Annotated in this window: 6 protein-coding genes and 1 pseudogene; 3 read left to right on the forward strand and 4 right to left on the reverse strand. The window is 72.4% G+C overall.

What is annotated here, in order from left to right:
* Positions 1-63 precede the first annotated feature (63 nt).
* Together WH07_RS03510 and WH07_RS03515 are read left to right on the forward strand one after the other, a co-directional pair.
* Positions 64-6,249, forward strand: a complete 6,186-nt coding sequence (locus WH07_RS03510) for a type I polyketide synthase (protein WP_046495147.1) — start codon at positions 64-66, stop codon at positions 6,247-6,249.
* Positions 6,250-6,395: 146 nt separating this feature from the next.
* Complete coding sequence (locus tag WH07_RS03515; RefSeq protein WP_046495149.1) at positions 6,396-7,580, forward strand: cytochrome P450; 1,185 nt, start codon at positions 6,396-6,398, stop codon at positions 7,578-7,580.
* A gap of 131 nt (positions 7,581-7,711) precedes the next feature.
* Here the strand turns inward: WH07_RS03515 and WH07_RS03520 are convergent, their stop codons facing one another.
* From WH07_RS03520 to WH07_RS03535, 4 genes are all read right to left on the reverse strand, one after another.
* Positions 7,712-7,906, reverse strand: coding sequence for a ferredoxin (locus tag WH07_RS03520; protein ID WP_198533712.1), 195 nt, complete (start codon positions 7,904-7,906; stop codon positions 7,712-7,714).
* A 2-nt stretch (positions 7,907-7,908) separates the two neighbouring features.
* Positions 7,909-9,099: a cytochrome P450 gene (locus WH07_RS03525; protein WP_046495153.1), complete on the reverse strand. Its 1,191-nt coding sequence runs from the start codon at positions 9,097-9,099 to the stop codon at positions 7,909-7,911.
* Between the two features lie 115 nt (positions 9,100-9,214).
* Complete coding sequence (locus tag WH07_RS03530; protein WP_046495155.1) at positions 9,215-10,273, reverse strand: DegT/DnrJ/EryC1/StrS family aminotransferase; 1,059 nt, start codon at positions 10,271-10,273, stop codon at positions 9,215-9,217.
* 12 nt (positions 10,274-10,285) lie between these two features.
* Positions 10,286-11,677, reverse strand: coding sequence for a glycosyltransferase (locus WH07_RS03535; RefSeq protein ID WP_046495157.1), 1,392 nt, complete (start codon positions 11,675-11,677; stop codon positions 10,286-10,288).
* A gap of 282 nt (positions 11,678-11,959) precedes the next feature.
* On the opposite strand from WH07_RS03535, the pseudogene WH07_RS37010 reads away from it, so the two are divergent.
* Positions 11,960-16,003: pseudogene (locus WH07_RS37010) on the forward strand (type I polyketide synthase); the annotation flags it as partial.
* Between the last annotated feature and the right edge of the window lie 298 nt (positions 16,004-16,301).

A 16,301-nucleotide genomic window follows, 5' to 3' on the forward strand; every position in this document is an offset into this window, starting at 1 on the left:
CCCCCGACCATCCCCGCCGCCGCACTCCCTTCGCACGCGAAACATCTCAGGAAGGTTCGGACCATGCCGGACGAAAAGAAGCTCGTCGATTACCTGAAGTGGGTCACGGCGGATCTGCACCAGACCCGCCAACGGGCCCGAGAAGCCGAATCCGGCCGCCACGAACCGGTGGCGATCGTCGGGATGGGATGCAGGCTCCCCGGCGGGGTCCGGTCCCCCGAGGACCTGTGGGAGCTGCTCGCCTCCGGCCGCAGCGCCATCTCCGGCTTCCCCGCGGACCGCGGCTGGGACCTGGAGGCCCTCGCCGGGGACGGCCCGGGCGGCAGCGCCACCCAGGAGGGCGGCTTCGTCCACGAGGCACCGGACTTTGACCCGGGATTCTTCGGGATCTCGCCGCGCGAGGCCCTCGCCATGGACCCGCAGCAGCGGCTCCTCCTCGAAGTGTCCTGGGAGGCGTTCGAGCGCGCCGGTATCGACCCGGGCGGGCTGCGCGGCAGCAGGACCGGGGTGTTCGTCGGCACCAACTCCCAGGACTACGCGCATCTCGTCCTCGCCTCACGGGACGACATGGGCGGCTACGCGAGCAACGGTCTCGCCGCGAGCGTCCTGTCCGGCAGGCTCTCCTTCGTCCTCGGGCTCGAAGGGCCCGCGGTCACCCTCGACACCGCCTGCTCGTCGTCGCTGGTGACCCTTCATCTCGCCGCGCAGGCCGTACGGAACGGCGAGTGCGCGCTGGCGCTGGCCGGCGGGGTGACCCTGATGGCCACCCCGGCGAGCTTCGCCGGGTTCAGTGTCCAGGGCGGACTCGCCGCCGACGGGCGCTGCAAGGCGTTCTCCGACGCGGCCGACGGCACCGCCTGGTCCGAGGGCGTCGGCATGCTGGTGGTCGAGCGCCTGTCGGACGCCCAGCGCAACGGGCACCCCGTCCTCGCGGTGCTGCGCGGCAGCGCGGTCAACCAGGACGGCGCCTCCAACGGTCTGAGCGCGCCCAACGGCCCCTCCCAGCAACGGGTGATCCGCCAGGCCCTGGCCGGTGCCGGACTTACCCCGGCCGATGTGGACGCGGTCGAGGCGCACGGTACGGGCACCACCCTGGGCGACCCCATCGAGGCGGGCGCACTGCTCGCCGCCTACGGCCAGGAGCGCGAACCCGGCCGCCCCCTGTGGCTCGGCACGGTCAAGTCGAACATCGGGCACACCCAGGCCGCGGCCGGTGCCGCGGGCGTGATGAAGATGGTGATGGCGCTCCGCAACGGTGTCCTCCCGGGGACCCTCCATGTGGACACGCCCTCCTCGCACGTGGACTGGTCGGCCGGTGACGTACGGCTGCTCACCAAGGCCGTGGAGTGGCCCGAGGGCGAGCGGGTGCGCCGCGCCGGAGTGTCGTCCTTCGGGATCAGCGGCACCAACGCGCATGTGATCATCGAGCAGGCCCCGCCGACGGCGCCCGAACTGGACGAGGAGACGGCCCCACGGGTGGCGCTCACCGCCGTACCGTGGCCCGTGTCGGGCAGAAGCGCCGCGGCGCTGGACGCCCAGCTCGACCGGATCCGCTCCTTCGCCGAGGCTCCGGCGGCCTCCGGTCCCCTCGACATCGGTCACTCGCTGGCCACCACCCGCTCCGCCTTCGAGCACCGCGCCGTGCTCCTCGCCCACGCCGACGGCGCGACGCCCGCCGAGGTGGCCCGCGGGGTGACCGGCAAGGGCCCGCTGGCCGTCCTGTTCACCGGCCAGGGATCCCAGCGCCTCGGGATGGGCCGGGAGCTGTACGCGCGCTTTCCCGTCTTCGCGGAGGCACTGGACTCCGTACTGGCGGAGCTGGACGGGCGGTTGGACCGTCCGCTGCGCGAGGTGATCTGGGGCGACGACGAAAGCCTGCTGAACGACACCGGGTTCACCCAGCCCGCGCTGTTCGCCGTCGAGGTGGCGCTCTTCCGGCTGGTCGGCTCCTGGGGAGTCAAGCCCGACTTCGTGGCCGGTCACTCCATCGGCGAGATCACCGCCGCGCATGTGGCCGGGGTGTTCTCCCTCGCCGACGCCTGCCGGCTGGTGGCCGCGCGGGCGAAGCTGATGCGCGCGCTGCCGGCCGGCGGCGCCATGGTGGCCGTACGGGCCACCGAGGACGAAGTGGCCCCGCTGCTGACCGGCCGGGTCTCCCTCGCCGCTGTCAACGGCCCGGACTCCGTGGTGATCTCGGGAGCCGAGAACGAGGTGAACGGGGTCGCGGAGCGGCTCGCGGCCCAGGGGCGCAAGACCACCCGGCTCTCGGTGAGCCACGCCTTCCATTCGCCGCTGATGGAGCCGATGCTCGACGAGTTCCGCGCCGTCGCGGCCTCCCTCGACTTCCGGCGCCCGGCCGTACCCGTCGTCTCGAATCTGACCGGGGAGTTCGCCTCGCCGGACGGACTCGGCTCCGCCGACTACTGGGTACGCCATGTCCGCGAGGCCGTACGGTTCGGCGACGGGGTACGGACGCTCGCCGCGCGCGGAGTGAAGACCTTCCTCGAACTCGGCCCGGACGGTGTGCTCTCCGCCCTCGTGGCGGAATGCCTTCAGGACCCGGCCGTCACCGCCGTGCCCGTACTGCGCAAGGACCGGCCCGAGGAGACCGCGGCCGTCACCGCGCTCGCCGGGCTGTACGTTCGGGGGACCGCGGTCGACTGGGCGGAGTTCTTCTCAGGTACGGGCGCCCGCCGGACGGATCTGCCGACGTACGCGTTCCAGCGCGAGCGGTTCTGGCCCACCGTCGCCGCCGTCAGCGGGGACGCCGCCGGGCTGGGGCTGGCCGCCACCGGGCATCCGCTGCTGGGTGCGGCCATGACGATCGCCGACTCGGACGAGACCGTACTGACCGGCAGTCTGTCCCCGCGCGCGCACCCCTGGCTCGCCGATCACCGGATCGAGGGCCGGACCGTGCTGCCCGGCACCGCCTTCGCCGAACTCGCGATCCGAGCGGGCGACCAGACCGGACAGGACCGGGTGGCGGAACTCACCCTGCTCGCCCCGCTCGCACTGCCCGAACGCGGCGCGGTCACCGTACAGGTACGGGTCGGCGCTGCCGACGAGCAGGGGCGGCGCCCCGTGAGCGTCCACTCGCGGCCCGCCGTCGAGGAGGGTCAGGACGCGCGGCCCTGGACCGCGCACGCACGCGGGGTGCTCGCCCCGGCCGACGACACGTCCACCGCGGACGCGGGGGCCCTTGACACCGGCGAGTGGCCGCCGCGCGACGCGAAGCCGGCCGGTCGGGCCGAACTGCACGAGCGGCTCGCCGCCGCCGGACTCGCCCACGGACCCGCCTTCCAGGGCCTCACCGGACTGTGGCGGCGCGAGGGCGAGGTGTTCGCCGAGGCGGCCCTGCCCGCCGAAGCCGGTGACACCGCCGGGTTCGGCATCCACCCCGCGCTCCTGGACGCCGCGCTCCGCGCCGCCGGGGCCCTGGACGCGGCGGGCGCGCCCGCCGCCCCGGTCCCGCTGGCCTGGACCGGACTGACCCTGCACGCCGCGGCGGCCACCGCGCTGCGCGTACGGATCACCCCGGCCGGCGAGGACTCGGTGACCCTCACCGCCGTCGACACGGGCGGCGCCCCCGTCCTCACCGTGGACTCGCTGCGCCTCGGCACGCTCTCCGGACAGCAGCGGCCCGAGCCCGCCGGGGGCGGCGCCGACCAGGGCACGCTCTTCGCTCTCGACTGGGTGCCCGCCGCCCTCGCGGCGCCCGCCACCGGCACCCGCTGGGCGGTCGTCGGCGCCGACGAACTCGACCTCGGGTACGCCATGCACCGCGCCGACGAGACCGTCAGCGCCTACGCGGAGTCCCTGAGCGGCGCGGTCGGCGACAGTGGAGTCGCGCCCGATGTCTTCCTGGTGCCCGTGGTCGGCGACCCGGCGCTCGACGGGCCCGAGGCGGTGCGGGCGCTGACCGCCTCGGTGCTGGGCCTCCTTCAGGAGTGGCTCGGCGAGCCCCGGCTAGCGGGCTCCCGGATGGTCTTCGTCACGCGTGGTGCCGTCGCCGTCGACGGCGAGAAGATCCAGGACCTGGCCGCGGCCGCCGTGTGGGGCCTCGTACGGTCCGCGCAGACCGAGAACCCGGGCAGCTTCCTCCTTGTCGACATGGACGACACGTTCCTGTCGGCCGGGGTCCTGCCCGGTCTGCTCGCCCTCGACGAGCAGCAGATGGTCGTACGCGCCAACACCGTCCGCGTCGGGCGCCTCACCAGGGCGCCCGAGGGCGACCGTGCCGCCACGGTCCCGGGCGCCCCGGCCACCTGGAACCGCGAGGGCACCGTACTGATCACCGGTGGTACGGGCGGACTCGGCGGACAGCTCGCCCGGCATCTCGCCGCCCGGCACGGCGTACGGCATCTGCTGCTGGCGAGCCGTCGCGGCCCCGGCGCGCCCGGCGCGGCGGAACTCCTCGCGGACCTGGCCGAATCGGGCGCCGAGGCCTCCGCCGTCGCCTGTGACCTGGGCGACCCGGATGCGGTCGCCGCACTGCTCGCCGCCGTGCCCGCCGCGCGTCCGCTGACCGCGGTGGTGCACACGGCCGGTGTGCTGGACGACGCGATGACCGGCTCGCTGACCCCCGGGGCACTGGAGCGCGTCCTGCGTCCCAAGGCCGACGCCGCCTGGTATCTGCACGAGGCCACTCGCGGGCTGGATCTGTCCGCGTTCGTGCTGTACTCCTCGGTCTCCGGTGTCCTGGGCAGCCCCGGACAGGCCAACTACGCGGCCGCCAACGCCTACTTGGATGCCCTGGCCAGGCACCGCAGGGACGAGGGGCTGCCCGCGGTCTCCCTCGACTGGGGTCCCTGGGGCCGGGGCAGCGGGATGACCAGCCATGTCAGCGAGGCCGATCTGGAGCGGATGGCGCGGGGCGGCATGCCGGCCCTCGCCCTCGACGAGGGCCTGGCCCTCTTCGACGCCGCCACCGGGCACGGCGCCGAGGCGCTCGTTCCGGCCAGGATCAATGTGGCGGGGCTCCGCGCCCAGCAGGGCCTGCCCGCGCTCTGGCGCGAGCTGGTGCCCCGTACCCGGCGCGCCGTGTCGGCCGGTGACCGGTCGCCGGTCACCCTGCGGGAGCGGCTGCGGAATCTCGTCCCCGCCGAACAGGAAAGCCTTCTGGTCGAGCTGGTGACCGGCTACACCGCCGGGCTGCTCGGCCACCGTGACGCGAGCGGTGTCGACCCCGAACGCAGCTTCCTGGAGCTGGGGTTCGACTCGCTGGTCTCCGTCTCGCTGCGCAACCAGCTCGCCGAAGCACTCGGGCTGCGGCTGCCGACCTCGGTGGTGTTCGACAACGAGACACCCGTCAAACTCGCCCGGTGGCTGCACGGAGAGATCGCCGGGCAGCTCGCCCCGGCCCCCGGCCCCGGCGTGGGTTCCTCCGGCGCCTCCGTGGCGGCCCGGCCGGCCCATGACCCGGGCGAGACCCTGGAGGGCCTCTTCCACAGTGCGGTCCAGGGCGGCAAGCTGGTCGAGGCGATGCGGATGCTGGTGGCCGTCGCCAAGACCCGGCCGACCTTCGAGACCCCGGCCGATCTCGAGGAACTGTCGCTGCCCGTCACCCTCGCCGAGGGCCCGAGCAGCCCCCGTCTGGTCTTCGTCAGCGCGCCCGGCGCCACCGGCGGTGTCCACCAGTACGCCCGGATCGCCGCGCACTTCCGCGGCAAGCGGCATGTCTCCGCCCTGCCGCTGATGGGCTTCGCGCCCGGTGAGCTGCTGCCCGCCACCAGCGAGGCCGCGGCGCGAGTGGTGGCGGAGAGCGTCCTGCACGCCAGCGACGGCGAACCCTTCGTCCTGGCCGGCCACTCCACGGGCGGCTCGCTCGCCTATCTCGCCGCCGGGGTGCTGGAGGAGACCTGGGGGATCAGGCCCGAGGCCGTCGTCCTGCTGGACACCGCGAGCATCCGCTACCGGGTGGGCGAGGGCAACGACCTGGACAGGACCACCCAGTACTACCTCGCCGACATCGACTCGCCGTCGGTCACCCTGAACAGCGCCCGGCTGTCGGCGATGGCGCACTGGTTCATGGCCATGACCGACATCGAGACGGTGCCCACCACCGCCCCGACCCTGCTGGTGCGGTGCACCCGGTCCTTCGGCGGATTCCTCTTCGACACCGCGTCGGTGCCCGCGGACGAGATCCGGGACATCGACGCGAACCATCTCTCCCTCGCCAAGGAACACTCCGCGCTGACCGCGAGGGCCATGGAGGAGTGGCTCGGCGCCCTCCCCGCCGGCGGCGCGTAGCCCCGGCTCCGCACCGACTCGCCGCACCGGCTCCACCCGTACATCCCGGGGCGGCCCCCGTACCGTCGTACGCGACAACGGCGGGGGCCGCCCCGGGCCGGGCGCGGCGAGCACCCACAGGCACCCACCGTCCGAGGAGACACCCGATGACCACATCCCCCGAGCTGCCCGCCCTCACCGCACGGCCGCCGTCCGTCCTGCGGCTCAGCCCGCTGCTGCGCGACCTCCAGACCAGGAGCCCCATCTGCAAGGTGCGCACCCCCGCCGGCGACGAAGGCTGGCTGGTGACCCGGCACGCCGAACTCAAGGAACTGCTCCACGACGAGCGTCTCGGCCGTGCCCACCCCACCCCCGCCACCGCTCCCCGCTATGTGCAGAACCCTTTCCTTGACATGCTCGTCACGGACGACTTCGCGCTGGCCCACAAACTGCACACCGAGACCCGCGCGCTGCTCACCCCCAACTTCTCCGCCCGCCGTGTCCTCAACCTGATGCCCAAGGTCGAGGCCATAGCGGAAGGCGTGCTGGAGAGCTTCATCGCCCAGGGGCCGCCCGCCGATCTGCACGGCGGCTTCTCGCTGCCGTTCTCCCTGGCCGTCCTCTGCGAACTGATCGGCATCCCCGCCGAGGACCAGGGACTGCTGGTCGTGCTGCTCTCCCGGATGGGCGGACTCGACGACCCGGCCGCCGTCCAGGGCGGACAGCAGGACCTCTTCCGCTATCTGGTGGAGCTGGCGGGCCGCAAGCGGGCCGAGCCCGGCGACGACGTCATCTCCCGGCTCTGCGAGAGCGACCCGTCCGACGAGCGCATCGGCCCCATCGCGGCCGGGGTGCTCTTCGCCGGGCTGGAGGCCGTCGCCAGCCATGTCGACCTCGGGATCATCCTGTTCACGCTCCACCCCGACCAGCGCGACGCCGCGCTGGGGGACCCCAAGCTGATGGCCGGCGCCGTCGAGGAGATCCTCCGCTCGGCGAAGGGCGGCGGCTCGGTACTGCCGCGGTACGCGGGCGAGGACGTCGAGATCGGCGATGTGACGATACGCGCCGGAGACCTGGTGCTGCTGGACTTCACCCTCTCCAACTTCGACCGGCAGGTCTTCGACGAGCCCGAACTCTTCGACATCAACCGCTCGCCCAACCCGCATCTCACCTTCGGCCACGGCATGTGGCACTGCATCGGCGCCCCGCTGGCCCGGATGCAGCTCAGGACCGCGTACACCCTGCTCTTCACCCGACTCCCCGAACTGCGCCTCGCGCTTCCGGTGGAGCAGCTCCAGGTGCTGGGCGGCCAGCTCTCCGCCGGCCTCACCGAGCTGCCGGTCACCTGGTAGCGGCGCACCTCCCGCGGAAACGGCGAACGGGCCCTGCTCCCCGTGGCTTCGGGGGCAGGGCCCGTTCCGTGTTCCCGGGCGCCGTACGACGCTGTACGGCGCCCGGTGTCAGGGGCCGGTACGGACAGCCGTCAGCTCTCCGCGACCGTGATCGCCTGCGACGGGCAGACCAGTCCGGCCTGCCGAGCCGCGTCCCGCGCCGGCTCGTCCGCCGGCTCCTCCAGCACCGTCACGATGCCGTGGTCGTCCTGGTCGAAGACATCGGGAGCCGACAGCACACACTGCCCCGCCCCCACACAGCGCTCGGTGTCCACGCTGATGCGCACCATCACTCCTCCGTCGATGACCAGCGGACGGGCAGCTCGTGCAGCCCGAACAGCACTCCGTCGTACTTCAGACTCAGCTCCTCGACCGGCACCGCCAGCTCCAGCGTGGGGATACGGGAGAACAGCGTCCGGTACGCGATGTCCATCTCGACCCGGACCAGGTTCTGCCCGAGGCACTGGTGCACCCCGTACCCGAACGCGACATGCGACCGGGCGGACCGCTCCGGGTCGAACTCGTCGGGCCGGTCGAAGACGGTTCCGTCATGGTTGGCCGCGGCGACCAGCGGCACGATGCCCTCGCCCGCGGCGATGAGCTGCCCGCCGATCTCCACATCCTCGACGGCCACCCGGAACGCCACCAGATCCGCCACCGAGTAGTAGCGCAGCAGCTCCTCCACCGCGCGCTCGTCACCGATCCACCGCGGATTGCTCAGCAGCGTGACCACGCCGAGCCCGATGTTGTTCGCCGTCGTCTCATGGCCCGCGATCAGCAGCAGCATCGACACCCCGGTCAGCTCCTGCCGGGAGATGGTGCCGTCGGCCAGCAGCCGGCTGATCAGATCGTCGCCCGGCCGCCGCTGCTTGATGGTGATCAGCCGGTTGAGATAGCGCATCAGCGCCTTGGTCGCCGACTCCCGCTCCGCGTCCGTGGAGGTGAGCGTGACCAGGACCCGGGTCTTCGCCTCGAAGAAGTCACGGTCCACATGGGGCACCCCGAGCAGATCGGAGATCACCAGGGACGGCACGGACAGCGCGAAGTCCGCGATCAGATCGGCCGTGTTCCCCGCCGCGAGCAGGGCGTCGATACGGGCGTCCACGATCTGCTGGATGGCGGGCCGCATCTCCCTGACCTTGCGGACCGTGAACTCCGGGATCAGCGTCTTGCGGAACCGGCCGTGCTCCGGCGGGTCCAGCGCCACGAACCAGCCGGGCACCTGGTCCTGCGAGGGCACCCCGCCCGTCTTCGCCGCCCGGGGAAAGCCCGGATGGGACGGATTGGAGCTGATCCTCGGATCGGTCAGCACGGTCCGTACGTCCTCGTGCCGGGTCACCAGCCAGACCGGGACCCCGCTGGGCAGCGTCGACTTGACCAGCCCCTCCGTGCGCCGGAAGTCCGCGTACTCCACTGGTGGAAAGGGCCGGCCCGGCCGCCGCAGCGGGAAGGCGACCGGGCACCTGTCGGTAGTTGTCATGTCTCGGATTCCCCTGGGGATCGGAACTGCCCGTGCTGGACTCGGAACTGCCCGTGCGGTACGGAGCTGGGCGCGTGCCGTACGGAGACGGGCGCCGCCGTCCCCCGCACGGGCCTCACGCCGCGCCGTAGAACTTGCGGATCCTGCCGGTGATGAACTCCTGGTCCTCAGCGGTCAGTCCGGTGTGCGTCGGCAGATAGAAGCCGTCCTCGCTGAACCGACTGGCGTTCAGCGACGGCCAGTCGGCGTCGTAGTAGCCGGGCTGCCGGCTCATCGGCTTGAAGAACAGCCGGGTCTCGACGCCCTCGGCCGCGAGGAACTCCCGCAGCTCGTCCCGGCGTTCGGCGCGGACGTCGTACATCCACAGCACATCGCGCGGCGGCATCATGGTGATCCCGTCGATGCCCCGCAGCCCCTCGTCGTAGCGGCGCTCGATCTCCCGGCGCAGCTCCAGGATCGTGTCGAGCCGCTCGGTCTGCGCCAGCGCCACCGCCGCCTGCATGCTGGTCATACGGAAGTTGTAGGCCAGCTTCTTGTGCAGGAAGCTGTGGTCCTTCGTGAACGCCATCGCGCGCAGATGCGCCATCTGCTCGGCGAGCCGCGGGTCCTCCGTCAGACAGATACCGCCCTCGCCGGCTGTGATGATCTTGTTGGCGAAGAGCGAGAAACACGCGATGTCGGCGACCGGCCGCACGCCGTGCGCCTCGGCGGAGTCCTCCACCACCCGGAGGTTGTACTGCAGGGCGAGATCCATGATCGCGTCCATGTCGCAGCGGCGCCCGTAGATGTGCACCGGCAGGATCACCTTGGTGCGCGGGGTGATCTTCTCCTCGATCAGCGAGACATCGATATTGAGATCGTCCCCGCAGTCCACGAAGACCGGTGTCGCCCCCGTGTACGTCACCGCCCACGCGCTCGCGATCATCGTGAACTCGGGAACGATCACCTCGTCGCCCGGGCCGACCCCGAGCGCCCGCAGCGCCAGGGTCAGCGCCGTCGTCCCCGAGGAACAGGCGACGCCGTGCGCCACCCCGTTGTACCGGGCGAACTCCTCCTCGAACCGCCGTACATACGGTCCCTGCGACGAGATCCAGCCGTCGCTGACGGCCTCCGTCACATAGTCGAGCTCCCGCCCGCCGAGCCAGGGCCGGGAAACCGGATGGGTGAATGACATGGAATACCCCGATCAGTGGGAGGCGAGTACGGGCAGGCCGAGCAGCAGATCCGCCGCGGCGCCCCGGCCGCCCGCCGCGCGCAGCAGCTCCCCGAAGTGCTCCGCGCGCTCGCTGAAGGAACGGTCGTCGAGCACCCGGGTGAGCTTGTCGAAGACATCGTCGGGATCGACGGTCTCCGGACGGTCGAGGGTCAGGCTGACTCCGAAGTCCTGGCCACGGACGGCCTGGTCGTCGCAGTCCACCCAGAGCGGGCGCACCACCAGCGGCTTCCCGAAGTACAGCCCCTCGTGATAGCCGTTGCCGCCGGCGTGCGTGAAGAACACCCGGACATTCGGATGGGCCAGAACGTCGAGCTGCGAGGGGACCCAGCTCTCGATCCGCAGATTCCCGGGCAGCGAGTCCCGCGGCGGCAGCAGCTCCTGCTGGTCCTTGGGGAGTTTCCACAGCACCGAGTGGCGCCCCGCCAGCCGCCGGGTGACGTCCACCAGCGAGCCGACCTGCTCCCGCGTCAGCCGGGTGATCGTACCGAACCCCATGTACACCACGGACTCCTGCGCCGACAGCCAGTCGGACAGACCGTCGTCGTCAGGGGCCTGCGGCAGCGGCGGCACCATCGCGCCGACCAGCCGCATCTTCTCCGGCATCGGGAACGGATAGTCCAGTTCGGGCACCGAATAGCACAGCACCATCTCGGCGTGGTCGACACGGGCCATCATCTGACGCGCCTCGGGCGCGATGCCCAGCTCCTCGCGGATCCGGTTGTCCACCTCGACCACCTTCCGCATCGAAGGGGCCATGAACATCCCCAGAGTCCGCAGCCGGAAGAGCTGGTTGGCCACCCGCTGGGCGAGGCTCATCTCCAGCGGCAGGCCCGAGTGCGGCACCGGGAAGCCCGCCGGGGTGTACGACTTGGCGAACGGCACATGCGAGGTGAGGACATTGCTGGGTACGAACGGCACACCCAGCACGAACGGAATGTTCTTGGTGATCGCCAGCTCGTACCCGAACTGGCACATGCTCTCTATCACCATCAGCGCCGGCTTGACCTCGTCGACGATCGCCTCGAGCCGCCGGTACTTCTCCACCCGTGCCTCGGGCGCGAAGGAGTGCCTGATGACCGCGCGATGCGCCTTGAACCGGGAGCGCTGCGTCACCTCGCGGTAGGTCTCGTCGTCCCAGGTGACGGCCGACATCTCGGAGACGACCTCACCGAGTGACGCGAACTCCACGGGAGTTCCCGCTTTGCCCGCCGCCGCAATGTCGTCGCGCGCCTTTTCGTCGGCCGCGAACCACAGATCCTCCACCCCGCGCCGGGACAATTCCTCCGCCAGCACGAGCAGTGGATTGAGAAGACCGCTTTCGGCATAGCTGACAAACAGGATCGGCCGCCGGATCGAGCCCATGGACAACACCCTTCGGAAGTGGCGGTCCGATGGCTCGGCGCCACAAGTACCCACCCGGCGGGTCGCCGGGTGGCCGCGCCGCGCGATCGGGCGGGACAGTTACTTGGTCTCACACCAGGCTCCGGAGAATCCCTAGTCTTCGGAGCTCCTCCGCCCACAGGCCCGGGCCAAGGCCCCTGAATTCCTTAGGGAAAAGTACAGCCCCGCCCCCCATACGATCCGGCACGGAGAGGTGTCCCAGGCCCGACTTTCCGAGGGGTGTGCATCGTCATGACGATCGGAGCCGACGAAGACCCGGTAGTGGTCGTCGGGATGGCATGCCGTTATCCGGGCGGAGTCCGTTCCCCGGAGGAACTGTGGGAACTGGTCCTGGCCGGCCGTGACGCGATCTCCGGATTCCCCGCCGACCGCGGCTGGGACCTGGAGGCGCTCACCGGTGAGGGACCGGGCGCGAGCGTGACCCGAGAAGGCGGATTTCTGCATGACGCCGCCGACTTCGACGCCGGATTCTTCGGCATGTCACCGCGCGAGGCGGTCTCCACCGACCCCCAGCAGCGGCTGATCCTCGAAACGTCCTGGGAGGCGGTGGAACGGGCCGGGACCGACCCGTACAGCCTGCGCGGCACCCGTACCGGCGTCTTCGTCGGCACCAACGGGCAGGACTACTCCACCGTCACCCAGCGCTCGGCGGAGGACCTCGCGGGCCACGCCGTGACCGGCCTCTCGCCCGGTGTCGCGTCCGGGCGGCTCGCCTACACCCTCGGCCTCGAAGGACCCGCGGTCACCGTCGACACCACGTCCTCCTCCTCACTGGTCGCGCTGCACTGGGCGGCGGGTTCGCTGCGCGCGGGGGAGTGCTCGACGGCCCTCGCGGGCGGAGTGACCGTCATGTCCACACCGGTCGGCTTCATCGGCTACTCCCGGCAGGGCGGTCTCGCACCCGACGGGCGCTGCAAGGCGTTCTCGGACGACGCCGACGGCACCGCCTGGGCCGAGGGCGCCGGCATCGTCGTCCTGCGGCGGCTCTCCGACGCGCGGCGCGACGGGCAGCCGGTCCTCGCGGTGGTACGCGGCTCCGCCGTCAACCAGGACGGCGCCTCCAACGGGCTGACCTCGCCCAGCGGTCCGGCACAGGAGCGGGTCATCCGCCAGGCGCTGGCCGACGCGGGACTCTCCCCGGCCGAGGTGGACGCGGTGGAGGCGCACGGTACGGGTACGAAGCTGGGCGACCCGATCGAGGCGCACGCGCTGCTCGCCACCTACGGCAGGGACCGCGACCCCGGGCGCCCGCTGCGGCTCGGCTCCCTCAAGTCGAACATCGGCCACGCGCAGGCGGCGGCCGGTGTCGCGGGGGTCATCAAGATGGTGATGGCGATGCGCGAGGGCGTCCTGCCCAGGACGCTCCACGCCGGGCGGCGGACCTTGCGGGTGGACTGGTCGGACGGGGTGGAACTGCTCACCGAGGCGGCCCCCTGGCCCGGGACGGACCGGCCGCGGCGCGCGGGCGTGTCGTCCTTCGGCATCAGCGGCACGAACGCGCATCTGATCCTGGAGCAGGCGCCGGCCGAGGCTTCCGGCTCCGCGGCGGTGCCGTTCTCCGGCCCCGCGCCGACCGCGCGGCCCGTACCGGCGCCGCGCGCGGGTTCCGGCCGTGCCCTGGCCGCGAGCCCCGCCCCGGCTGCGGTCCCGAGCGAGGAGTCCGCACCGGCCTCCGGCGCGACCCCGGCCGGCGCCACAGCTTCCGGGCCCGCCCCCGCGCCGGAGTCCGGGCCCGCCACGGTCCCGGACCTCGCACCGGCCCGGGACGCGGCCACCGTGCCCGCGCCGGTCGTGCCGGCCGTTGTGCCCTGGCCGGTGTCGGCCAAGTCCGAGGCCGCTCTTGACGCACAGATCGCCCGCCTCACCGACTTCGTGGCCGCCCGGCCCGGCACCCGGCCTGTCGACATCGGCTACTCGCTCGCCACCGGCCGGGCCGCCCTGCGCCACCGGGCCGTCCTGCTCGCCGACGGCGACGTGGTCACCCCGGTCGCCCGTGGCGCCGCCGCGGACGGCACCACCGCCGTGCTCTTCTCCGGACAGGGCAGCCAGCGGCTCGGGATGGGGCGCGGACTGTACGGGCGGTTCCCGGTCTTCGCGGGCGCCCTCGACACCGTACTGTCCACGCTGGACCGCCATCTCGACGGTTCTCTGCGCGGGGTCATGTGGGGCGACGACCCCGAGCCGCTGAACCGCACCGGCTGGACCCAGCCCGCCCTCTTCGCCGTCGAAGTCGCCCTCTTCCGGCTGGTGGAGTCGCTGGGCGTACGGCCCGCCGTCGTCGGCGGGCACTCGATCGGCGAGATCGCCGCGGCCCATGTGGCGGGCGTGTTCGCGCTGGAGGACGCCTGCCGACTGGTCGCGGCCCGCGCGAAGCTGATGCAGGCGCTGCCCTCCGGCGGTGCGATGGCCGCCGTACAGGCCGCGGAGGACGAGGTCGTACCGCTGCTCGCGGGCCATGAGGACCAGGCGTCCGTCGCCGCCGTCAACGGCCCCGAGTCCGTCGTGGTCGCGGGCGAGGAGAGCGCCGTGCTGGAGATCGTCGCGCACTTCGCGGGCCAGGGGCGCAGGACCAGCAGGCTGCCGGTGTCGCACGCCTTCCACTCCCCGCTGATGGACCCGATGCTCACTGAATTCCGGGCCGTGGCGGAGTCACTGACCTACCACGAGCCCGTCGTCCCCGTCGTCTCCAACCTCACCGGGGAACTGGCGACCGGACAGCTCGGCACCCCCGGCTACTGGGTACGGCATGTCCGGCAGGCCGTACGCTTCGCCGACGGCATCCGGGCGCTGCGCGACGAGAACATCGACGTCCTGCTGGAGCTGGGCCCCGGCAGCGTCCTGTCCGCGATGGCCCAGGACACCCTCGGCGAGGCCGCCCGCCGTATCACCGTCGTACCGGCCCTGCGCAAGGACCGTGCGGAGGAAGCCGCCCTCGTCTCCACCCTGGGCCGCCTCCACACCGCCGGTGTCCCGCTCGACTGGCCCGCCTTCTTCACGGGCACCGGAGCCCGCCGGGTGGATCTGCCGACCTATGCCTTCCAGCGCGAGCGCTACTGGCCGGCCCCGCCGCCCGGCGGCGCCGGGGCGACCGGCGCGGGCGCCACCGGACACCCACTGCTGGGCTTCGCGCTCGAACTCCCCGCAGGCGAGGGGCTGGTGTTCACCGGCAGCGTCTCCGTCCGCACCCACCCCTGGCTCGCCCAGCACACCGTCGCCGGACGGATCACCCTGCCCGGAACGGCACTGGTGGAGCTGGCGGTCCGCGCGGGCGACGAGGCGGGCTGCGACCGCGTCCAGGACCTGGTCCTCGCCGAGCCGCTCGTCCTGCCCGAGCACGGCGCGGTGCGGCTGAACGTACGCCTCTCCGCGCCGGACGGCATCGGCTGGCGCACCGTCACGGTCCACTCCAGGCCCGAAGGAGCCGCCCACCGGACCTGGACGCGGCACGCCAGCGGCGTACTGACCCCGGGCTACGGCGAGCCCGGAGAGGCCCTGGGGAACTGGCCGCCCGAGGGCGCCGAGCCCGTCGACCTCGAAGACCACTACGAGCGCCTCGCCGACCGGGGCTTCGACTACGGCCCGGCCTTCCGGGGACTGCGGGCGCTCTGGCGGTACGAGAACGAGCTGTACGCCGAGGCCGCGCTGCCCGCCGACATGACCGACGCGGAGGCGTACGGGCTGCACCCGGCCCTGCTGGACGCCGCCCGGCACGCCGCCATGACCGACGGCGGCACCCTCCCGGCCCGCTGGCGGGGCGTGTCCCTGCACGCCTCCGGCGCCACCGCGCTGCGGATCCGGCTCACCCCGGCCCACGACGGGGCGTTCGCGCTGAAGGCCTTCGACGTCTCCGGGGCACCGGTGCTCACCGCCGAGGAACTGCGCGTACGGCCGCTCTCCCCCCAGGAGACGGCATCCGCCCCCCGGGGAACCCGCGAGGTCCGGGCCGCCCAGGAGTCCCGCGGCCGGACGCCGTCCGCGGAGACGAGGAGCGTACGCCCGCCCGCGGCACGGCCCGGTATGGCGGGCACCGGAACGCCCGAGCTCATCGGGCGGCTGGCGGAGATGCCCGAGGCCAGGCGGGCCCGCCATCTGCTCGATCTCGTACGGACCGAAGCCGCGGCCGTCCTCGGCCATGGCACCCCGGACGCGGTCGGCCCCCATCACGCCTTCAAGGAAATGGGCTTCGACTCGCTGGCCGGGGTCGAACTCCGCGACCGGCTGTCCGCTCTCACCGGCCGCGACTTCCCCAGCACGCTCGTCTTCAACTTCCCGACCCCGGTCCTGGTCGCCGGCCATCTCGCCGCGGTCCTCACCGAACCCGTCACCGCCGCGACGGGTTCCGCGGACGACGAACTCACCCGGTTCGAGTCCGTCATCCAGTCGGTGCCGGCGGACGGTTTCGAACGCCAGGTGATAGCCGACCGCCTGGAGAAAATCATCTCCTCGCTGCGGCGGTCCGCACCCTTCACCTCCCCGGAAACGGAAACAACCGCCGAGGACATCGAGACGGTGTCGGTCGACCGGCTGCTCGACATCATCGACGAAGAGTTCGAAACCACTTAGAGAATCGCTGAGATCCGCTGCT

The sequence above is a fragment of the Streptomyces odonnellii genome (genome assembly GCF_000981895.1).
GTDB lineage: Bacteria > Actinomycetota > Actinomycetes > Streptomycetales > Streptomycetaceae > Streptomyces > Streptomyces odonnellii.